Below are 20,686 nucleotides of genomic sequence, written 5' to 3'. Positions count from 1 at the left end.
AAATTTGCCAGGATGACGCCATGACGACGGGGCGACGGTTGTTCTCGGCACTGTCCGTAGCGGCGCTGGTGGTGGCCGGCGCCTTCAACGCCGCGCCGGCGACGGCCGCGCCGCCGGCCGGGGATCCGGACACGCCGTGGCGCATGCGGCACTGGCCGCAGACCCAGCCCTGGCAGCTCGACGAGGCGGTCACCCTGGGCGGCCCGGCCGGCGCGCCGCAGCCGATCGACCCCCAGCGGTACGAGCTGCCGGACACGATGACCTGGGACGACTACCGGGCTGTGCCGGGCACCGACTGGGCCGACCCGGCGGTGCGCGGCTCGGAACGCACCTTCAACGGGGCGCTGGTGCTGGTCGACTACCCGAACCAGCCGTTCGTGGTCACGCAACCGGCGAACTCGACGATCTACGGGAACCCGTCCGGCGTACAGAATCTGGACCGCTCCGAAGTGCCGGCGTTCTACCGGGACTTTCTGAACAAGCCGGGGACGCTCAACCGGGGCCACACCATCCACGAATATTGGATGGAGGACTCGAACGGGCGCCTCGGCATCGACCTGAGCGCGTTCGGTGTCTACCAGATGCCGCACGCGAGCCACGAATACGGCATCGAGAACTCCATGCAGCGCGGACTGGGTTGCCCGGCCGACGACGTATGCGGGCGTGACCTGCGTGCCGACGCGCGCGCAGCCTGGATCGCGGCGGTCGGCGAGCAGGAGGCGGCCTCGTACGATTTCGTCTTCTTCCTCTCGGCCGGCCAGGACGAGTCGGCCACCTGGCAGGAGTTCGGCCCGATGAAGTTCACTACCAAGGAGGACGTGAGCGAGGAGTTCGGCCCGCCGGACGAGTCGCTGCCGAACTGGAACGCGACCCGTTACGTCGAGTGGACCTCCTGGCAGGCCTCGGCGAACATCTGGCCGAACGCCACCCAGGGCAGCTCACTCCAGGCGGAGAGTTCGGGCATGTCGACGTACGCGCACGAGTTCAGCCACATCCTCGGCATCGGCGACAACTACAACAACCCGTACTCCGTGCCGGCGCGCCGCGACTACAGCGGACCGTGGGAGATGCTGAGCCGCGGCACGTTCAACGGCCCCGGCGGACCGCACAGCCGGTGGCTGATCCCGGGAACCGGGGGCTCGTCGATGGGCGCACAGCACATGCTGCGCAACAAGATGAAGCTCGGCATCGTCGACGACACCGCGGTGCTGAAGCTCTCCCGCTCAGGCCTGGCCGAGTCCGGCGTCGTGGTGACCCGGGTGACGGCACGCGCGGTCGATCCCGGCCCTCGCCGGCTGGCCGGCATCAACGTCACCCTGGACGGCGGCGACCGCAGCCCCGCCTGCAACACCGCGACGGACCCGTACTGCGACGGCGGCGGATACGACAACTACACCCTCGAAGTCGTCGACCGGATGGGCTTCGACTCGTTCACCCCGGACTCCGGCGTGCTGCTGGCCAAGACGAAGAACGCGGACGCCGCGCCGTTCATCTGGACCATCGACGCCAACCCGCAGGACATCGACAAGGTCGACTTCGTACTGCCGGACGGCACGCCGCAGAAGATGACCATCGGCGACTACCGGCAGCTCTCCGACGCGCTGTTCCACTCCGGCACCGGATCGGGCAGCCTCTTCGAGTACGCGGACACGGCCAACCGGCTGCACTTCTACGTCCTGGACCGAAAGCGGGACCGGAACGGCGTGCTCTCGTACGAGGTCGCGGTCCGCTCCCTCGACGGCGCCGGGCCGTCGGTCCGCGGTGTGAAGGCGTCGCCGGCCACCGCCCGCCCCGGGCCGTCCGGCTGGGCTCGGTGCACGATTCCGATCCGCAACACCGGCCGGGACGCCGACGTCTTCCGGATCTCCGCGCCGGGGGCGGTACTGTCCCGGGCGGTCGTCGGGGTAGCGGGCCGTCAGTCGGCCTCGGCCGAGGTCTACGTCAAGGGTGTGCCGGCGGTGACGGTCGAGGTCAGGTCGGAGAGCGACCCGGGCGCGACCGCGGTGACCTCCTGCACCGTGCGACGGTGACGCCCCGGAGGATCAGCACCTAAGGTCGAGCCATGCATCCCGTCACCCTCACCGGTCCACGGCTCACCCTGCGTGAATTCCGCCCGGACGACCTCGACGCCTCCATGGCGGTCGTCGGGGACGAGGAGGTCGTCCGCACGCTCAGCTTCGACGTCCGCGACCGCGACACCCAGGCCGCACAGCTCGCCCGGGACATCGCCCGGGCGCAGGCCACTCCACGGCCCGACTACTACCTGGCCATCGCCGACAGCAGCGACACTCTCGTCGGTTTCGGCCGCATCGGGCCGGGCCGGGACCGCAGCGGTGACATCGGCTACGCCATCCGCCGTGCGGACTGGCGCAAGGGCTACGCCACCGAAGCCGCCACCCTCATGATCGACTTCGGCTTCAAGACCCTCCGGCTGCACCGCGTCCGAGCCGCCTGTGGCCCCGACAACCACATCTCGCAGCGGCTCCTCGCCCGCCTCGGTTTCACCCCGGACGGCCGCATCCGAAACCACGTCTTCACCAACGGCGCCTGGCGGGACTCACTGCTGTACTCGCTTCCCAACCACGAGAAGGAGAGTGCGCTCGTGCGGGAATACGTCGGGACGGTGAAGATCCAAGGTCAACCGAAGATCCACTTTCGAGTGCTCGCGAGCTCGCTCGATGAGGCGCGTGCCCTGGCCGTTGAAAGGCACGGGGAAGGCATCGTCTCCGTCTGGAACGAGGAGGATGCGAGGAGGACCCGGTGAACCCCTAGGGGCGCAGGATCACCTTGCCGGTGGTACGGCGGCCGATCAGGTCCCGGTGGGCGCGGTGGGCCTCGTCCAGCGGGTAGGCCGGGCCGGGCGGCAGGGTGAGCCGGCCGTCCACGGCGAGCGCGAACAGTTCGGTCAGCGGTTCCCGGAAGTGGCCCGGCAGGGTGACGACGGGGCGCAGCCAGAATCCGGCCACCGCCAGGTTGCGGTCGGACAGCTCGCCCGGGTCGACCGGCGGCCGTCCTTGCCGTGAAGCGTTGCCGAAGGTGACCAGCCTGCCGAACGGCGCGAGCGCGTCCAGGCCGGCGGTGAACGCGGCGCCGCCGGTCGATTCGAGTACGACGTCGGCGCCCCGTCCACCGGTGGCGTCGCGGACGCGTTCGGCGAAGCCGTCGGGCGCGCTGTCCAGTGCCACGTCCGCGCCCAGCCGTAGCGCCTTCTCCCGCTTCTCCGGTGTCGAGGCGGCGGCGATGACCAGGCCGGCGCCGAAGTGCCGGGCCAGGCGTACCGCGAGCGAGCCGACGCCGCCGGCCGCGGCACCGATCACCACGGTCTCACCGTCGCGCAGCCGGGCGCTGCCGCGCAGCACATGCCAGGCGGTCAGGCCCTGCACCAGCAGGGCGAGCGCGGTGGCGTCGCCGACCTGGGCGGGCACCTCGACGGTGGTGGCCGCGTCGACGACGGCCCGTTCGGCGTATCCGCCGCCGGCGAAGTTCAGCGCGAGCACACGGCGGCCGTCGGCGGTGGTGCCGACGACCTCGGTGCCGGGCACGAACGGCAGCGCGGGGGCGGGCTGGTAGGACCCGGCGACCCGGCTCGTGTCGGCGAAGTTGACCCCGGCCCCGGTCACCTGGATCAGCAGTTGCCCGGGACCGGGGACCGGATCGGGCAGCTCGGCGAGTTTCAGTGCTTCCGGGCCGCCGAAGCGGCTGACCTGGATCGCGCGCATCGTGCCGACTTCAGTGACGGTCACCGGACCTCGCGCAGCGTGCCGGTGGTCACGTCGTACACGAAGCCGCGGACCGACTCCTTGACCGGCACGAACGGGTCGGCCTGGATGCGCCGGACCGACTGGCGGACGTCGTCGTCGAGGTCGGTGAAGGCCTCGGCCGCCCACGGCGGCCGCAGCCCGGTCTCGCGTTCGACGGCGGCCTTGAACCCGTCGTCGGTGAACGTCAGCATGCCGCAGTCGGTGTGGTGGATGAGGATGATCTCCGTGGTGCCGAGCAGCCGCTGGCTGATGGCCAGGCTCCGCAGCACGTCGCCGGTGACCGCCCCGCCGGCGTTGCGGATCACGTGCGCGTCGCCTTCGGTGAGGCCGAGCAGCCCGTACGGATTCAGGCGCGCATCCATGCAGGCGACCACCGCGACCTTCCGGGCCGGTGGCAGGGGCAGCTCGCCCCGGTCGAACGCCGCGGCATAGCGTCCGGCGTTGACCAGCAGTTCATCGGTGACCGTCATGATCTCTCCCAGCCGCGTCGTGGATCGCCAGGCAGGCGAAGCGCAGACGTATCCTATTGAGCCCATAGGTTTACTGCAATAAGGATGCCCCCTGGTGTGGCGTGTCTAGGCTGAGCTGGTGGACAGCCGAGCCGCCGAGATCGAAGAGCTGGCAAACGCGGCCGCCGCCGGCGACGCCACCGCGCTGCATGCCCTGCTGACCGTGCTGCGACCTGACATGCTCCGGATCTGTGCCCGGTTCCTGCCAAACCGTGAAGACGCCGAGGACGCGTGCCAGGACGCGCTGTTCGCGCTCACCAGGTCGATCGGCGGCTTCGAGGGCCGCTCGTCGTTCCGTACCTGGCTCTACCGACTGACCGCCAACCGTGCGAGGTCGACCTACCAGAGGCTGCGCGGCCGCTTCCTGGCCGAGTCGGGTGGAGTGCCGCTGCCCGATCGTCCCGACCCGCGCAGGACCAGCGTGGTGGCGGGGACCCGCCTGGATCTGCTCGACGCGCTGGAGCGGCTAAGACCCGATCTTGCCGAGGCGGTCGTCCTGCGGGATCTGCTCGACCTCAGCTACGCCGACATCGCCACGCTGATCGCGGTGCCGGAGGGCACCGTGCGATCCCGCATTCACCACGGCCGTTCACAGCTGCGGCTGCGGCTGGCGCCGCCCGGGGGATCCGGATGCGCGGCCGGTTGACCGCCGGTGTGCTCGCCGCGTCGCTGGCCATGGCGGGATGCGCGGCCGAGTCGCCGGTCTCACCGCTACCGACGGAGGCCGCCACCAGAACGGCACCGGTACGGTCGGTGGCCGCCGACCCGGCGAGTGGAGCCCCGAGTGTGTCGCCGCCCCGGCCCTCCCTCGCGTCCACTTCGTCGCCGTCGCGCCGCCCCCCGGTCGTCACCCCGAGCCCGAGCCGGACGCCCACCCGGCCTCCGGCGTCGCCGTCCTGTGAAGGCGCGGTCGTCCACACCATCGACGTGGCCGCGGACGAGCTGGCTCTGGTTCCCGCGATGTGCCTGGCGGCCGGTGCGGTGCTGCGGATCGAGAACATCGGGCCCGGCGAGGTCACCACCGATTCGCCGGAACTGGTCGCGCAGCACTACGAGGCCGGCGTCGTCGAGGTGCGTTTCGTGCGTAAGGGCACTGTCGTCGTGACGATCCCACAGGGTGACAGGGCCTACGACATCACGGTGGTGATCCGCTAGCTAGGTCGTGCCGACGCCGCCGAGCAGCGCGTCGACCTCCTCGTCGCTCGCCTCCGGTTCGAGGGCGATCTGCACGTACACCAGGGCCGTCGATCGGGTGTCCGGCCGGACCGCCTCGATGATCACCGGCTTGGGACCGGTGCAGGTGAAGCGCGCCACCACCCATTCGGCGCCGGACTGCCGGGTGTGCCGGACCGGTGCCGCGGCGCAGCGTGCGTGCGGATGCTCCGCGACGAAACCGGCCGCCGTCGTGCGTGCCCCGGCGCTGCGGGACAGTCCGATGAACGCGCCGGGCACGCCCGGATCGGTACGCCAGCGCACCGGATCCGGGGAGATCACCAGAGCGGGTTCCAGCCTGCCGTCCCCGTCGAGGCGACCGGCCCAGCCGGACCCCGCGGCACGCCATCCGGCGGGCAACGCCACTGTCAGCTGCCCCGTACCGTCACGTGCCGTGCGGGTGCCCTCGGGGAGGGCGGCCTCGGACGGGACGCCGGCCAGGACCACGACGGCCGCGATGAGGGTCGCCGCGCGCCCGAACGGCGTGAAGGCGCCACCAGCGCTGTTCCCGGCGGCCCGGTCGAGCGCCGCCGCGAATGCGGCGGCGTCCGGAGGTCGATCCCGGGGGTTACGCGCCGTCGCCCGGTGCAGGAGGGCCGCGACCCCGGCGGGTACGCCCGGAGGCATCCGTGGCCGCCCGGTGCTCTGCCGCGCGCTCAGCAGCCGGGTGCCGAGCCGTCCCAGCCCGTAGACGTCGGCACTGGTGTCCACCGCGGCCAGGGGGTCGTCCTGTTCCGGAGCCATGTAGCCGGGGGTGCCGGCGCGCGCGGTCAGTCCCGATGCGGCGGCCAGCGCCTTCGCCAGGCCGAGGTCGGCGATCAGTACCCGCTCCGGTCCTGGTGACGCTGTCCGGAACAGGATGTTGCCGGGTGTGAGATCGCGATGCACGATCCGGTGCCGGTGCAGCACCGCGACGCCCGCGGCGATCTCCCGCAGTACCCGCAAGGCCACGGTGGGCGCCAGCTCACCCTGTTCGAGCCGGTCGCGCAGGCTGCCGCCCTCGGCGAATTCCATGACCGAGTACGGGCGGCCGTCCGGCAACTCGCCGACGGCGTACACCCGCACCACCCGTTCGTCGGCGAGCCGCCAGAGCAGCCGGGCCTCCTGCTGAAAGCGTTCCCGGACCCGCAGGTCGTGGGCCCAGTTCTCGGCCAGCACCTTGATCGCCACGTGTGCGTCCAGCGCCGGGTCGTGGCCGAGCCACACGGTGGCGAACGACCCGGCGCCGAGCAACCGTTCGATCCGGTACCCGCCGATCTGCCGTGGTCCGGTCATGATGGTGCGACTTCGCCCGTCACGGCTCGACCATAGACGCCGATCGCCAGACGGTTAACGGACCGCGACGGCCGTCACGGAGCGTGTCGCCGCGTCCACCGCGGCGGTGAGGACGACACTGGCCGGCCGGCGGAACTGGCAGGCGTGGATGCCGGCCTCGTAGTGGCAGTTCACGGCGTCGGCAGGGGTGACCGTCAGCAGGCCGGGCCCGAGGTTGACCACCCGCAGCGTCGCGCCGATCCGCAGGCACGGCGACCACCAGCGCAACTCCTCGGTGGTGTCGAGATCGACCACGCTGCCGGCCGGCGAGCAGGCCGTCGACGGCTGTCCGGGTACCGCCGCGGGCACCCGGACGAGCAGCTCCCGGGCATCCCCGGCCAGCGTGAGGCGCACGGTGCCGGTGCGGATCAGGCGGCACTGGTGGGTGCCCGCCGCGTAGAAACAGTCGACCATGGTGGCGGGCCGCGCGAGCAGCGACCCGGGTCCGGTGTTGACGACACGCACGACCCCGCCGACCGCGATGCACAGGGGCGGCAGTGTGCCGGGCTGCGCGGCGTCGACGGAGTGGACCACCGCGCCCTCACAGGCGGCGCGGGCCGCGAGGGACGGCGGCCCGGCGGCCGCCGACGCGGCGCCGGAGGTGCCGGCCAACAGTAGGACGAGTCCGAGCAACACGGCTGTGCCGAGCCGGTGGAGATGCGAAGAGATGCGCATGACGGCGTTCACTCCTTTTCGTAGGGCTGTCCTCTCGTCTGTCCCACCGCGGCCCGCTTTCGTTCACCGTCGCCCGGGATCGTCTGATGTTTCGGATGCGCCGCACGCGCTCAGCAGGAGCGCGATCCCGCCGATCCCCTGAAGGTGAGGGTGCGCGCGCAGGACCCGGCGCCGGGGTTGGACCGGCTGGCCCGGATGGCCGCGCGGCAGCTGCACGCCCCGATCGCGGGAGTGTCCCGGCCCGGCACGGACCCGAACGACTCGCATCCGTGCAACCGGTACGTGGCCGGCGAGGGCAACCCGCTGATCGTCGTCCGCTGCGACGCCGACCCGCGGCTGAGCCAGGACCCGGCGGTCCGGAGACACGAGACCGTCGCCTACGCCGGGTATCCGCTGCGAGGGCCGGACGGGGAGCCGCCCGGTGTGTTCTTCGTGGCCGATGTCGTGCCGCGGCAGTGGACCGACGACGACCTGCAGAACCTGCTCGATCTGGCCGAGACCGCCGAGTCGGAGATCGCGCTGTTCACCGCGTACGATGCCGCACGGCAGTCCGCGGGACAGCTGCAGAGCATGCTGGACGGCGCGATCGAGGCCTACCTGTCGATGGATGCCGACGGGCGGATCATCGGGTGGAACAGGTCCTCCGAGCAACTGTTCGGCTGGTCCGCCGCCGAAGTCCTGGGGAAGCGCACCACCGACCTGCTCGTGCCGCCGAGAAACCGGGACCGGCACGAACAGCGGCTGGCCGAGGCCCGGCGTACCGGAGCCTCCGAGCTGGCCGGGCGGTGGCTGGAACTGGCCTTGCTGGACAAGCGGGGCCGGGAGATCCCGGTCGAGATATCCCTGTACATGAACGACGACCACGGCCGGCCGGTGTTCAGCATGTTCATGCACGACATCACCGAGCGGACCGTGGCGCGCACCGAGCTGGAGAGCGAACGGGCCTTCCTCCAGGCGGTGCTGAACAGCCTGGACGTCGGGGTGGCGGCCTGCGACAGCCGGGGCGTCCTGACCCTGTTCAACCCGGCCATGCAGGAGATCCACGGCCAGGAGATGCGGCCGCTCGGGCCGGAGTCGTGGCCGCGGACCTACCATCTGTTCGAGCCGGACGGGCATACCCCGATGCGGCCGGAGGATGTCGGGCTGGCCCGCGCCCACCGGGGTGAGATCGTGCGGCGCCAGGAGAAGGCGATCGTCGTCCCGGGCCGGCCACCACGCTACTTCCTCAGCAACTCCCGGCCGGTGGAAACCGCGGACGGGCGGCACCTCGGCGCCGTGGAGGCGATGCACGAGGTCACTGAGACCCGCCGCGCCGAACTGCTGCGCCGTTGCCGGTACGCCGTGGCGAGCGCGCTCTCCGAAGCCACCTCAGCGCAGGAGGCGGCGGCCGCGGCCGCCGCGGCTGTCGCCGCGGAGTTGCAATGGGCCTGCGCCGAATACTGGGAGGTCGACGAGGAACGGAACCTGATCGTCCGGAACAGTTGCTGGAGCCGGCCCGGCACCGACCTGACGGCCTTCCGCGACGAAGGTACGCGGGCCGTCACCCGCGGCCACGCCTTGGCCGGTTCCGTCTGGGAACGCGGCATCGAGATCTGGAGCACCGACCTGATCCGCGACCTCGCCTTCCCCCACCGGGGCCGGGTGCGGGCCGGGTACCGGGCCGGGCTGCGGACGGGGATCGGTGTACCGGTGCACCGCGGTCACGAAGTGGCCGGCGCGCTCGTGTTCTTCACCGATACCGAGATCGATCGCGACGACGAGATCCTCGCCGTGTTGCGCGACATCGCCGGACAGGTCGGCCGTTTCGTGGAACGACGCCGCGCCGAGGACCTCACCCTCGCGCTGGCCGCCGCCCGCCGCGACTTCAACCGGGTCATCGAGCAGGTCAACGACTCCTTCTGGACCGTCGAGATCACCCCGTCCGGCGAGGTCCGCTCGCACTACTCCAGCGTCGGCGGAAAAGGCATCTTCGGCGGCACGCTGCCCACCGACGCGGATATGGCAACCACCATCACAGGGCTCGTGCATCCGGACGACCGGGAGATATTCCAGCGATACCACGAGCAGACGGCGACGGGCGAGCCGGCCGAATGCGAATGCCGGATGGTCGGCTTCGACGGCGTCACCCGCTGGGTGTGGATGCGCGCCGTCCCCCGCCGCGCGAACGGCCACCTCTACATCGACGGGGTCGCCACGAACATCACCGAACGCCGGGAACTCGCCGACCAACGGGAACGGCTACTCGCCCAGGAACAGCACCAGGTACGCCGCCTGCAAGAACTCGACCGGATGAAAGACGAGCTGGTCGCCGTCGTCAGCCACGAGCTGCGCAACCCGATCGCCATCATCGCCGCCTACACCGAGGCACTGCGCGAGGAACCCGGCCTGGCCGACCAACCCGAACTCGCCGTCATCGCGCGTACCAGCGACCACCTCAACCACCTCGTCGAAGACCTGCTGGACCTCGCCCGCTTCGACAGTGGGCGAACCACCATCGACCTCAAACCACTGCGCCTGGACCGGCTGCTGCGCCAAGCCGTGGACGACCACCGACCCCAGGCCGAAACCCAATCGGTCGCCCTCACCACCGACATCGGCCCCCTGCCGGTGGTACCCGGCGACGCCCCCCGGCTCCGGCAGGTCGTCGACAATCTGCTCTCCAACGCCATCAAATACACACCCGCCGGCGGCACCGCCGCCGTGACCGCACACGCCGACGACACCACCATCACGATCAGCATCAGCGACACCGGCATCGGTATCCCCGCCGACCAATACCCCAAACTCTTCACCCGCTTCTTCCGCGCCAGCACCGCGACCGACCGCAAGATCAAAGGCACCGGCCTCGGCCTCGCCGTCACCAAAGCCATCGTCGACGCACACGACGGCACCATCACCGCCCGGCCGGCACCCAACGGCGGCACCACGTTCACCGTGACCCTGCCCCGCTGAAATTCCATGACCGGGTAGGGCGGGCTCATCGACGAATCCGGACATTCTCACAGCTGATACATAGATCATCTGTGATAGGTTTCCACCACGTCAGGCGACGGGGATCGCGGCAGAACGAAGCGCATCCTGCAATTCGCGCTGCTCACGAAGCCTGCTGCTACAACCGAAAGGATTCACCGATGCACGACGCCATCGCTTACAACGGCACCGAGGACTCCGAGCTCGACGAGCTGCTCAAGCTCGTCTCCGTCGATGAGGACCTCCAGGTGGAGCCCATCGCTCCGAACCGGATCAACTCCAAGTACGCGCTGCTGCCGACCCCGCCGCAGGGCTGACCTTCCCGGCACCACACCGATCGGGCCATTTGGCCGTCGCCTGAATCCGTAAGCCGTTCTGCCGCGATTCCCCGTGCCTGGAAGTGCCGATGCCCAAGCCACACATCATGCTCGTCAACCCACCGATCTGGAATGTGTACGCGCCCCATCTGGCGGTGCCGCTGCTCGCCGCGGTGATGCGCCGGCACGGATGGAACGTGACGTCGGTGGATCTGAGCATCGAGCAGACCGACTGGCTGGTCTCCGCGGAAGGCCTCACCGACCTTCATCACCTCGCCGAGCGCCGTGCCGGGCATCTGCACGGCGATGCCCGAGAGGCGCACGAGCAGATCCTCGCTGCCTTTCCCGCCACCATTCGGGCGATCGACGAGGCGCGTACCCGGTTGATGCGGCCGGACGTCGCCACCGACCCGGTCGGCTTCACGGAAGCGGCCACGGTGGTCCGCAACGCTCTCGCCTGTGTCTCGGCCGGCTTCCCCGGTCTCACCTTCGACCTGCGCGGCAATTTCTCGATGTTCTCGCCACGGCGGACCTCGGACGTCCTGACCGCCGCGGCCGACGCCGACCGCAGCGTCTATGCCTGGACGTTGGCGCGCCGCCCGTTGCGAGGTCTCGACGACCCGGAGCTCGCGGTCGTCGGGATCTCCGTCTCGGCCGACACCCAGCTGATCGCGGCCGTCACGGTCGCCCGTGAGGTGAAGCGCCGGCGTCCTGACGTGCACGTCGTGATGGGTGGCAACTTCACGACCCGGATGGTCGGCCGGTGGAAGCAGGAGCACCCGTTCTTCGCGTACGTGGATTCGTTCATCTCCTACGAGGGCGAGGACGCCCTGCCCGCCCTCTGTGACCGGATCACCGGCGCCGACGATCGGCCCGTCCCCGGGCTGCTCCAGGCGGACGGGCGCGGCGGCCTGCTCCGCACCGGACCGGAGATGGTGGACATCTCCGCACTGCCCACGCCCGACTTCACCGGGCTGCCGCTGGACCGCTACTTCGCGCCGGGACCGGTGCTGCCGCTACAGGCGTCGCGCAGCTGCGCCTGGGACTGCGCGTTCTGTTCGATCCCGTTCGCCAGCAACAAGTTCCGGATCCGCCGGCCCGACGACGTGGTCCGCGACATGGCGGAGCTGTCGCGGCGGCACGGTGGGGACACCTTCATGTTCGTCGACGAGATCCTCACCCTCACCTCCTTGCGCGGGGTGGCGAAATCCCTGGTCCAGAACGAGAACCAACTCTTCTGGTACGGGGAGACGCGCTTCAGCCGCGGCCTCGACGACGAACTGGCCGGTCTGTTGCGGGCCTCCGGATGCCGTCGGCTCGACCTGGGACTGGAGTCGTACAACCAGCGGGTGCTCGACCTCATGCGCAAGGGGGTCAAACAGGCGGACATCGAGCCCTCCATGGAGGCTCTGCTGCGCAACCGCGTACCCGTGCATCTGTTCTGCATGACCGGCTTCCCCGGCGAGACGGAGTCCGAGGCGGCGGCCACCGCCGAGTTCAGCGCGGAGGCGCTGCGCCGGTCCACCGAGGAGTTCGCCGTGCCCTATTCCACCGCGGCGAACGGCCCCTTCATCCTGGATCTGCTCTCGCCGGTCGGCGAGCGGCCAGACCTGTTCGGTGTCACCCTGATCGCACCGCCGCCCGAGGACGATCTCGCGTTCGAGGTCGACTACACGGTCACCGACGGGATCGGCCAGCAGCGCGCACGCGAACTCACCTCCGGCGGGGCCGGGCCGGCGCCCGGCACCGCCCTGCACCGGGCCACCTGGATCGGTGACGCCGAGGAGTGGTCCTTTCTCTGGGCGGCGCGTGAGGCTCCCATGCCCGAGCGCACCCTGCCGCTGCCACGGCCACGAACCTGGTCACTGACCCCGGACACGCTCGTCACGCCGGCGACCGGAATCGGTGTGCGGCCCGGCGACGGCGCCACCGTCCACGTGTACGCGCCGGCCGCCGACGCGGTTCTGACGTTGCCGGCTCTCTGGGCGCAACACCTGCGGGCGCCCGTCACGGTGGCCGAACTGACCGCGGACCCCGGGCTCGTTCCGGTCCTCCCGGCGCTGCTGCGCCTGCTCGACTGCGGGGTTCTCACCACGTCCACCTGCGAGCCGCCGGTGGACGGTGTCCGTTGGTACACGTCCCATCCGCATACGACGACCGATGTGCAGCCGGATGGTGGCTGCGTGCTGGTCTCCCCGGAACGCGGCCGGGCCGCACGGGTCGGCGCCGCGGGACGCGCCCTCTGGATGCTCGCCCGCAACGGCGCGACCGAGGCGGAACTGGGTCGGCGTACCCGGCTTCCCGGCGCCCGTCTGGAGACCGTCCTGCATGAGCTGGTCGCTCATCACGTGCTCATCCCGGCGGTGCTCGCGCCCGCCCTGGCCGGCGTGCCGGCCGCGACCTGACCGTGGCCTCAGACACCATCGAGATCCCCCCGAGGAGTAACCTGTGACCTCAGCACCCGCCACCGCGCCGGCGGACCTCGCGTCCTTCTGGACGGCGTTCGCGGCCGACCACTGGGAGCGCCGCCCCCTGTCACAGGAGACTTCCGCGCTGCGCCTGGGGTTGACCGAGGATCAGCTCTTCTCCGCCCTGCTGCGCACCGCCGAGCAGGTCCGGACCGGCCGGACCAGCGGAGGGCTCCCCCGGTTCGTCGCCAACATCGACGGCCGCATGCAGCCGGTCGACACGCTCGACTTCCTGCCCCGCGACGGGGAGCGAACCCTCGACGAGTACCTCTCCCGCCTCGACGGGCGCTGGCGCGATCATGACTGGAACGTGGCGGTCTCCGGGCTGCACGCGGTCTCGGCGCCGTTGTGGGACCGTGCCAAGGCGCTCGCCGACGACGTCTACGAACACACCGGGAGCCGGCCGGCCGGCCGCGTCGACATCGACACCTTCATCGGCCGGTACGCCTCGACCAACGTCGGCGTCCACGTCGACCACGCCGGCAACTTCGGGTTCACGTTGCGCGGACGTAAGACGCTGCTCACCTGGCCGGCCGAGGCCGCCGGCCAGGTGCCGCAGAAGACCCTCGACTACTCGGCCGCGCGCGACAGCGCCGAGGTGCTCGTGGGCGTACCCGGTGGTCTGACGTACTTCCCCTCGCCGCAGTTGCACGTCGGTGAGTCGCCCGACGACGTCTCGGTGAACGTCAACATCGCGTTCTTCACCCGTTCGGACGTGCGGTCCCGGGTCGCGGCCGTCGTCGACCGGCTGCTGGCGGACGGCGCCGGCGGCGCCGGTCTCGCCCCGCTGCCGGACGCGCCGGCCGTGCCGCCGGACGCGGCACGGCTGCTCACCTCCGTCCTCGGTTCGGACGTGGCCCGGGCCGAGGATCTGCTGTGGGATCAGTGGTCACGGTCCATCACCTCCTCCGGTCTCGACGTCGGCCGGCCCGCCGACCAGCCCAGGGCGATCCCGGCGGGCGCTTCCGTACGGCTTCGTACCCGCGCCGTCCTACGGTCCCGCAGACTCGCCGACGGCCGTCTCGCGATCTCGTCCCAGGGCCATGTCCTGCGGGTCGCCGACGATCCCGCCATCGAGGTGGCTCTGCGGCGACTCGACAGCGGTGCGGCCGTCGACCTGGACGGCGCGGCGCCGGCGGTGCTGCTGGCCGTTCTGGTGCGGCTCCAGTCCTGGGCGGCGCTGGACGTGACCGCATGACCGTCGTACCGGGCCTGCGGGGCTGGCGGTTGCCGGCCGTCCTCGTGGCTCTGCTGATCAGCACCGTCGGCGACGAGATCGCCACCGTCGCACTGGCGCTGCGCGGCGCCACGGCGACGCAGACCACGGTCGTCGTGTCGGCCCAGTTCGTCGCCTCGTTGCTGCCCGGCATCCTGTTCGCGTCGTGGATCGGCCGGCTCGCCGAGCGGTACCGTTCGGACGGGCTTCTCGCCGCCGCGCTGGCCGGCGAGGCAGTGATCGCCGTAGCGGCGTCCGGTGCCGACCGGTCCTATCTCCTCATCGGGGCGACGGTCCTGCTCGGCGCCCTCGGTGCGATCGCGCAGACGTGCGTCATGGTGCTGGTTCCCCGGCTCTTCCCCGGCCCGGCGCTGGTACGGGCCAACTCGATTCTGGAGAGCACCCGCAACGCGGGCTATGTGGCCGGGCCGCTGCTGGCCGGTGGCCTCGTCGCGCTCGGTGGCACCCGACTGGCCCTGCTGGCCGATGCGGCCACCTTCGTGATCGCCCTCGCCGCCATGCCGCTGATCACCGCGTCCCTGGCTCCGCCGGAACCGGCTCCGCCGGAGTCCCCGGCTGAGGACCGGCCCGCCGGAGCGCTGCGGGACGGCTTGTCGTGGCTGTGGCGCAACGGCACCCCGCGCATCACCCTGTCGGTCGTCTTCGTCACCATCGCCACCACCTCGGTCGGCAACGTCATGCTGCCGTTCTTCACCCAGCGTTTCGATCGTGAGGGCGCGGCCTACGGCGTCCTGCTGGCCTGCTGGAGCGTCGGGCTGGTGATCGGGCCGATGCTGCTGATGCGGCTGGCCCGTACCGGCCGGATGGCGGTGCTCGCCGTCGGGTCGGCGACCACGATCGGCGCGGCCTACCTCGTCACCGGCCTGGTGCCGGTACTGCTCGCGCTGCTGGTGTTCAACGTGATCGGTGGCATGGCCAACGCGATGCAGAACGTGTCGCTGCGTACCGCGGTGATGGCCGACTGCCCGGACCACAAGCGAGGGCGGGTCGGCGCCGCCTACGGCGCGACCCTGCAGACCGCGGTGGCCACCGGGTTCGCTTCCGCCGCACTCTTCCCCGCGGACTGGGCGCGCGGCGTCCTCCTCGTCGGTGGCGCGATCGCCGTGCTCGCCGGGTCGATCGGCCTGCTGCTGCTGAGCCGCCGGCCGGCCGACGCTCCGGTGGCGGAACCCGCCGAGGTGGCCGCCGAGTGAGGGTGGACGCGGTGCAGCCCCGGTTCTGCGCACACACCGGCGCCACCGTGCCGATGGCGTGGGAGTACGCCTGGGGTGAGCCGACCACGGAAGCCGAGGTCCGGCTCGTGGCGGTACGTCCGGGCCCCGTTCTGGACCGCGACGTCTGGCCCCGGGCTCTCGGCCCACGGCGGCGGATACGGCTCGGTTCCGGCGTCACCGTCCACCCGGAAGGCCCGCCGTTCCTACGAGGGCTGGACCAACCGGACCGGGTGACCGCCCTCTTCCGGGCGTCCGGACCGGTGCTGGTGGAGGTGCCGACGCCGGTCGCGGAGGCGATACGGGCGGGCGGCACGGCACAGGAGGTCGCCGCCGGCTGGAGTGGGGACGGCACGACCGGTCTCGTCGGTCTTCTCCGCCTGGGAATCATCGAGGTGAGCCCGGCGGCGACCGTCGGCGAGGGTGCGCACGCGATCCAGGAGAACTGGACAGTCGCCGCACCGGAGACCCTGATCAATGCCGCCGTCGGCACCTCGGTCCGGGCCACACCGGCCCTGCTGGCCCTCTGGAGCGCCGCCGGGCGCGGCGACGGCCTTCCCCTGGCCGGGCTCCCGCCGAAGATCCGGTCCGCGGTCGACGACCTGGCCCGGCAGGGCATCCTCCGGCTGGTCACCGCATGACCGCGGACCTGAACACGTTCCTCGCCGACCTCACCCATCCCGGGATGGGCACCGAGAACACCGGGCCGCTGCTGGCCGGCCTGGTACGGATGACCCGCCCCGAACGGATTCTCGAGGTGGGCGCCGGCTCCACCACCCTGCATCTGCTCTCCGGCCTCGCCGACGCGGTGGATGCCACCGAACGCGACCGCCGGATCGTGGCGGGTGAGGAGACCGACGAGGCCCGGGCCGCCGTGCTGCATCCGGGAGCGCTGTCCGCCCGGTACGAGCCACGGCTGCTCGTCGTCGACGATCTGTCGGTAGCGGGGACGACCGCCGCCGACGTGGTGGCCGCCGCGGCGAAACTGGGGCTCGCCCACCTCCTGGAGTTCCTGGAACAGGACTTCTTCACCATCGACGCCGCGGCGCTGGACGCGCACGGCCCCTTCGACCTCGTCTGGCTGGACGCCGGTGGTCAAGCCGACGACGCCCGCTTCCTCACCGCGCTGTGGCCCCGGTTGCGCCCAGGCGGGCTGGTGGCCGTACACGAACCGGTCTCGGCCGCCGTGGTGCGGAGCGCGAGCCATTCCCGGCCGGTTCTGCGGACAGTGCCGACACCGCTGATTCAGGCCCTCCGCCGGCAGACCGGCCCTGGGTCCGGTTTCGAGATGCTGACGCTCGCCGAACCGCACAAGTTCCGCCAGGCGGGACTGACCCTGCTGCGTAAGCTGGCCGGCTGGGAACGGGACAGAGGAGCGTCCTTCGGAAGCGAACTGGCCGCGCTGGGAGAGGACGAGAGGGTACGGCCGCCCGTGCTCACCTCGGAGGGCGCGGTGCTGACCGATCCGGTGTGCCGCCGGGTCCACGCGGCTGTCGTACTGGGCGCGGCGCTCGAGGACACCATCGCGGCACGGGCCGGCGTCCCAGCGGCGGAGGCGCGCCGGGCCCTGCACCGGCTCCTGGCCTCCGGTCTGGTCCGGGACGGTGACGGCGTCTGGCGGGACGGGCTGTGATCAACGGCCGCCACGGTGTGTGCGGACGAGCGACAGGGATCGCCGAGCGGTCTAGCATTCGCTCTATGGTCCGACTCCGTGCCCTGCTTGCCCTGGTCGTCGTCATGTCCTCGCTGGTCGCGTGCACTCGCGACAAGAAGGAGGACGTGGACAGCCTGCCGAACGGCGCCACACTGGTGGACGAGTGCGCGGCGGCGATGCGCGAGGTCAAGACCACGCGCTTCCTGATCGTCGCCGACGGTGAGATCGCCGGGCTCAGCCTGCGACGGGCCGAGGGCACCCTGACCAGGGAGGGCAACGCGAAGGGCACGGCGCAGATCGAGCAGTCCGGCTCGACCGTCGAGCTGGAGTTCGTGATCGTCGGCGACAAGCTCTACCTGAAGGGGCCGACCGGCGGCTACCAGACGCTGCCGCTCACCCTGGCGGCCACCGTCTACGACCCGTCGGCCATCCTCGACCCCGAGCGCGGCGTCGTCACGATGCTCGAATCCGTGACCAGCCCCGAGACCGAGGCCGCCGAGGCGGTCGGCGGCAAGGACGCCTGGCGGGTCGCGGCCAACACGACCGGCACCGGGCTGGCCGGGCTCATCCCCGGCCTCACCGGCACCATCCCGACGAAACTGTGGATCGCCGACGCCGACAAGCGCCTGCTCAAGGCAGCCTTCACGCTGCCGGGCGGGTCGGTCACGGTGACGTTCGAGGAGTACGACGTGCCGGCGGTGATCAGTGCACCCTGACGCCACGGCCACCGTGCCGGTGGCGCGGCGGCGGCTGGCGATCGGCGTCGGTGGCGCCGCCGTGCTGTTGGGGGCCCTCGACGCGTACGTCGTGGTCACCGTCCTCACCGACATCCTCGGCGACCTGCACATCCCGCTCAACCGGCTGGAACGCGCCACCCCGATCGTCACCGGCTACCTGCTCGGGTACGTGGCCGGGATGCCGCTGCTCGGCTCGTTCTCCGACCGGTTCGGCCGCCGCGCGGTCATCGTCGCGTGCCTGGCCGGATTCGCGGTGGGCTCGGCGGTCACCGCCGGGTCCGGCGAGTCGCTGTACTGGCTGGTGACCGGCCGGGTGCTACAGGGGCTGGCCGGTGGCGCGCTGCTGCCGGTGACGATGGCCCTCGCCGGTGACCTGTGGACGGAGCAGCGGCGTCGCGCGGTCGCTCTCGGCACGGTCGGCGCCGCGCAGGAGCTGGGCAGTGTGCTCGGCCCGATCTACGGTGGCGCGGTCGCGGCGCTGATCGGCTGGCGGGGCATCTTCTGGATCAACATCCCGCTGGCGATCATGGCCATCGTCGCGGTGCTGATCGCGCTGCCCCGCGAGAGCGCCGCCGGCCGGGAACGCCCCGCCGTCGACGTGGTCGGCGGCATCCTGCTCGCCGCCGGGCTGGCCCTGCTCGTCGCCGGGCTCTACAACCCGGATCCGCGGAACTCGGTGCTGCCGGACTGGGGTCCCGTCGCGATCGGCGCGGCGGTGGCCGTACTCCTGATCTTCGTCTGGTGGGAGAGCCGGACCCGAACGAAGCTGTTCGATCCCGCGGGCGTGCGCATGGCGCCTTTTCTCGCCGCGCTCGGCGCGAGTTTCTGCACCGGCGCCGCCCTGATGGTGACCCTCGTCGACGTCCAGTTGATCGCGCAGACGCTGCTCGGCAGGGACGCGTTCGGCGGCACGCTGCTGCTCACCCGGTTCCTGGTCGCCCTGCCCGTCGGGGCCCTGCTCGGCGGCGTGCTGCTCGCCCGCCTGGGCGAGCGGCTGGTCACCCTGACCGGGCTGCTCACGGCGGCTTTCGGGTACGCGCTGATCGCGCACTGGCCGACCGATGTGCTCGCCGTGCGCTACGCCGGCGTCCTGCCCCGCCTGGACACCGACCTCGTCGTCGCGGGGTTCGGTCTCGGCCTGGTGATCGCGCCGCTCGCCGCGGCCGTGCTGCGTGTCACTCCGCCGGACCGGCACGGTGTGGCCTCCGCGGCCGCGGTCGTGGCCCGGATGGTCGGCATGCTGCTCGGTGTCGCCACGCTGACCGCGTGGGGGCTGCACCGCTTCCAGACGTTGACCGCGACACTCGACACCCCGCTGCCGTTCGGCGTCGACCCGGCCGAGTACCAGGCCCGGCTCGCCGTCTACGAGGCGGCGGTCAAGGCCGCCCTGCAGACCGAGTACCGCGAGATCTTCCTGGCCACGGCCGTTCTCTGCGTGGCCGGGGCGCTGCTCGGGCTGCTGCTCGCGGGCAGTCCCGCCGGGGCGGCCGGATCTGACCGGCGCTAATTCTCGACGAATTTGCCCAGGGCCGCGACCAGGGCGGGCTCGCCGAGCTCCATGTAGAGCTTCTTGTCCGGCTCGAGGCGGGCCACCTGGGGGCAGGAGGTGTCCTTCGCCTCCATCTTCTTGTCGAACAGCTTCTTGCCGGTGGCCGTCTCGTGGAGGTGCACGCGGTAGGTGGCGCGATGCAGCACCCCGGTCCCCTCGTAGCGCTCGGGGTCGGTGCAGGTGCGGACCTTGGCGCCGGTCGCCACCCGGTCCACGCAGGCGACCAGCTGGATCGTCGTCGGGGGCTTGTCGTAGGACCAGGCGGTTTCCTTGTCCTTCGACTTCAGGAACCAGGTGTTGAACATCGTGTACGGCAGCCGGCCCTGGTCGCCCGTGTCGCCGTAGACGAGCGTCGGGTGCGGCGCCTTGCCGGTCCGCTTCGGGAGCATCGGCCAGTAGGTCTCGCCCCTGCAGATCTCGTCCATGTCGAAGACGCTCGCCGGCGGGACGCCCTGCGCCAACGGCCCGGCCGGGATCGGCTCCTCCAGGGCGTCCGTGACGGCGGTCGACGGGGTGGGCCCGGTGCCGTCGGCCGGGGAGGACACCCGGGTCGCGGCGCCGGACGCGGACGACCGGGAGGCGGCGGGCGTGTCCCGGCGCTTCCCGGTCTCCGCCAGCACCGCCCCGACGAGTCCGGCCGCGGCGACCAGGAGGACGAACGCGGTGACCGCCAGGATGGCGATCAGACCGCGGGCGGAGAGCCTCTCCGGGGCGGCGGCCAGGGTCGCGGGCAGGGCCGGCGGCGGAATGTAACTGAGTGTCTCCAGGTGATCGACCGCCGCCTGGTCAGCCGGTGCTCCCAGGCCCTGGATCGGTTCCGGCCACGGGTCGGTCGGCGCCTGGAGCTCCGCCGATCCGGCCGCCGGCTGGGCGCGCCCGCCGGCCCGGCTCGCCCACTGGGCGAGGGGCGCGTGCTCGGTCTTGTCGGTGTCACTGGCCGAGGGGCCGTCCGGCTCGGTGTCGGCCCGCATCGGCTCCGGGGTGGCCGCGCCGGCCTCTTCCGAAGGCTCGGAGCCCGTCCCGTCCTCAGCCATGTTCCTCGATCAGCCTTTCCCTCACCTGGGAGGCGACT

General features: G+C 71.5%; 18 protein-coding genes. 13 read left to right on the top strand and 5 right to left on the bottom strand.

The features are described from left to right. Positions 1-20: 20 nt before the first annotated feature. Positions 21-2,030: a M6 family metalloprotease domain-containing protein gene (locus BJ964_RS23465; RefSeq protein ID WP_188122682.1), complete on the top strand. Its 2,010-nt coding sequence runs from the start codon at positions 21-23 to the stop codon at positions 2,028-2,030. Between the two features lie 32 nt (positions 2,031-2,062). Then, the gene (locus BJ964_RS23460) at positions 2,063-2,764 is read left to right on the top strand and encodes a GNAT family N-acetyltransferase (RefSeq protein WP_188122681.1); all 702 of its coding nucleotides are present in this window, start codon (positions 2,063-2,065) and stop codon (positions 2,762-2,764) included. A 4-nt stretch (positions 2,765-2,768) separates the two neighbouring features. Here BJ964_RS23460 and BJ964_RS23455 read toward each other — a convergent pair whose 3' ends face one another. After that, positions 2,769-3,743 (bottom strand): quinone oxidoreductase family protein, encoded by a 975-nt coding sequence (locus tag BJ964_RS23455; protein WP_229807313.1) that lies wholly within the window; start codon positions 3,741-3,743, stop codon positions 2,769-2,771. After that, the gene (locus BJ964_RS23450) at positions 3,740-4,231 is read right to left on the bottom strand and encodes a beta-class carbonic anhydrase (protein ID WP_188122680.1); all 492 of its coding nucleotides are present in this window, start codon (positions 4,229-4,231) and stop codon (positions 3,740-3,742) included. Before BJ964_RS23450 ends, BJ964_RS23455 begins: the two co-directional genes overlap by 4 nt. Positions 4,232-4,349: 118 nt before the next feature. On the opposite strand from BJ964_RS23450, the gene BJ964_RS23445 reads away from it, so the two are divergent. Next, positions 4,350-4,916 carry an RNA polymerase sigma factor gene (locus BJ964_RS23445; RefSeq protein ID WP_229807312.1) on the top strand — a complete coding sequence of 189 codons (567 nt, stop codon included), beginning with the start codon at positions 4,350-4,352 and terminating at the stop codon, positions 4,914-4,916. After that, positions 4,901-5,425, top strand: coding sequence for a superantigen-like protein SSL4 (locus tag BJ964_RS23440; RefSeq protein ID WP_188122679.1), 525 nt, complete (start codon positions 4,901-4,903; stop codon positions 5,423-5,425). The genes BJ964_RS23445 and BJ964_RS23440 overlap by 16 nt, the downstream gene beginning before the upstream one ends. On the opposite strand, the gene BJ964_RS23435 is transcribed toward BJ964_RS23440, so the two are convergent. Further along, positions 5,426-6,757 (bottom strand): serine/threonine-protein kinase, encoded by a 1,332-nt coding sequence (locus BJ964_RS23435; RefSeq protein WP_188122678.1) that lies wholly within the window; start codon positions 6,755-6,757, stop codon positions 5,426-5,428. A 54-nt stretch (positions 6,758-6,811) separates the two neighbouring features. Further along, on the bottom strand, positions 6,812-7,471 hold the full coding sequence (locus BJ964_RS23430) for a hypothetical protein (protein ID WP_188122677.1): 660 nt from the start codon (positions 7,469-7,471) through the stop codon (positions 6,812-6,814). Between the two features lie 150 nt (positions 7,472-7,621). Here BJ964_RS23430 and BJ964_RS23425 point away from each other — a divergent pair, with 150 nt between their 5' ends. The 9 genes from BJ964_RS23425 to BJ964_RS23385 all read left to right on the top strand — a co-directional run bounded on the left by BJ964_RS23425 (position 7,622) and on the right by BJ964_RS23385 (position 19,572). Further along, positions 7,622-10,423 carry a PAS domain S-box protein gene (locus BJ964_RS23425; protein WP_188122676.1) on the top strand — a complete coding sequence of 934 codons (2,802 nt, stop codon included), beginning with the start codon at positions 7,622-7,624 and terminating at the stop codon, positions 10,421-10,423. 179 nt (positions 10,424-10,602) lie between these two features. After that, positions 10,603-10,758, top strand: coding sequence for a hypothetical protein (locus tag BJ964_RS23420; RefSeq protein WP_188122675.1), 156 nt, complete (start codon positions 10,603-10,605; stop codon positions 10,756-10,758). Between the two features lie 89 nt (positions 10,759-10,847). After that, complete coding sequence (locus BJ964_RS23415; protein ID WP_188122674.1) at positions 10,848-13,163, top strand: B12-binding domain-containing radical SAM protein; 2,316 nt, start codon at positions 10,848-10,850, stop codon at positions 13,161-13,163. Between the two features lie 43 nt (positions 13,164-13,206). Next, entirely contained in the window at positions 13,207-14,424 is a 1,218-nt protein-coding gene (locus BJ964_RS23410) for a hypothetical protein (protein ID WP_188122673.1), read from the top strand. After that, positions 14,421-15,656, top strand: coding sequence for an MFS transporter (locus tag BJ964_RS23405; RefSeq protein ID WP_188122672.1), 1,236 nt, complete (start codon positions 14,421-14,423; stop codon positions 15,654-15,656). Before BJ964_RS23410 ends, BJ964_RS23405 begins: the two co-directional genes overlap by 4 nt. Continuing rightward, positions 15,653-16,315, top strand: coding sequence for a hypothetical protein (locus BJ964_RS23400; protein ID WP_188122671.1), 663 nt, complete (start codon positions 15,653-15,655; stop codon positions 16,313-16,315). The genes BJ964_RS23405 and BJ964_RS23400 overlap by 4 nt, the downstream gene beginning before the upstream one ends. Further along, on the top strand, positions 16,312-17,307 hold the full coding sequence (locus tag BJ964_RS23395; RefSeq protein WP_188122670.1) for a class I SAM-dependent methyltransferase: 996 nt from the start codon (positions 16,312-16,314) through the stop codon (positions 17,305-17,307). Before BJ964_RS23400 ends, BJ964_RS23395 begins: the two co-directional genes overlap by 4 nt. Positions 17,308-17,372: 65 nt before the next feature. Continuing rightward, entirely contained in the window at positions 17,373-18,044 is a 672-nt protein-coding gene (locus BJ964_RS23390) for an LppX_LprAFG lipoprotein (protein ID WP_188122669.1), read from the top strand. Then, positions 18,034-19,572, top strand: coding sequence for an MFS transporter (locus BJ964_RS23385; protein WP_229807311.1), 1,539 nt, complete (start codon positions 18,034-18,036; stop codon positions 19,570-19,572). The genes BJ964_RS23390 and BJ964_RS23385 overlap by 11 nt, the downstream gene beginning before the upstream one ends. Here the strand turns inward: BJ964_RS23385 and BJ964_RS23380 are convergent. Beyond that, a complete protein-coding gene (locus BJ964_RS23380) occupies positions 19,569-20,648 on the bottom strand; it encodes a hypothetical protein (RefSeq protein ID WP_188122668.1) in 1,080 nt (359 codons plus the stop codon). The two genes, BJ964_RS23385 and BJ964_RS23380, sit on opposite strands and share 4 nt — an antisense overlap. Positions 20,649-20,686: the final 38 nt, after the last annotated feature.

The sequence above is a fragment of the Actinoplanes lobatus genome, from assembly GCF_014205215.1.
In the GTDB taxonomy this organism is placed as follows: Bacteria; Actinomycetota; Actinomycetes; order Mycobacteriales; family Micromonosporaceae; genus Actinoplanes; species Actinoplanes lobatus.
Note: the sequence above shows the minus strand (reverse complement) of the source record. Positions and strands in the feature narration are given on the sequence as shown.

Bases quoted from the DNA above. Each gene is read 5' to 3' on its own strand.
- BJ964_RS23465 (WP_188122682.1), top strand. From the start codon at position 21: ATGACGACGGGGCGACGGTTGTTCTCGGCACTGTCCGTAGCGGCGCTG.
- BJ964_RS23460 (WP_188122681.1), top strand. From the start codon at position 2,063: ATGCATCCCGTCACCCTCACCGGTCCACGGCTCACCCTGCGTGAATTC.
- BJ964_RS23450 (WP_188122680.1), bottom strand. From the start codon at position 4,231: ATGACGGTCACCGATGAACTGCTGGTCAACGCCGGACGCTATGCCGCG.
- BJ964_RS23440 (WP_188122679.1), top strand. From the start codon at position 4,901: ATGCGCGGCCGGTTGACCGCCGGTGTGCTCGCCGCGTCGCTGGCCATG.
- BJ964_RS23435 (WP_188122678.1), bottom strand. From the start codon at position 6,757: ATGACCGGACCACGGCAGATCGGCGGGTACCGGATCGAACGGTTGCTC.
- BJ964_RS23430 (WP_188122677.1), bottom strand. From the start codon at position 7,471: ATGCGCATCTCTTCGCATCTCCACCGGCTCGGCACAGCCGTGTTGCTC.
- BJ964_RS23420 (WP_188122675.1), top strand. From the start codon at position 10,603: ATGCACGACGCCATCGCTTACAACGGCACCGAGGACTCCGAGCTCGAC.
- BJ964_RS23415 (WP_188122674.1), top strand. From the start codon at position 10,848: ATGCCCAAGCCACACATCATGCTCGTCAACCCACCGATCTGGAATGTG.
- BJ964_RS23405 (WP_188122672.1), top strand. From the start codon at position 14,421: ATGACCGTCGTACCGGGCCTGCGGGGCTGGCGGTTGCCGGCCGTCCTC.
- BJ964_RS23395 (WP_188122670.1), top strand. From the start codon at position 16,312: ATGACCGCGGACCTGAACACGTTCCTCGCCGACCTCACCCATCCCGGG.
- BJ964_RS23390 (WP_188122669.1), top strand. From the start codon at position 17,373: ATGGTCCGACTCCGTGCCCTGCTTGCCCTGGTCGTCGTCATGTCCTCG.
- BJ964_RS23380 (WP_188122668.1), bottom strand. From the start codon at position 20,648: ATGGCTGAGGACGGGACGGGCTCCGAGCCTTCGGAAGAGGCCGGCGCG.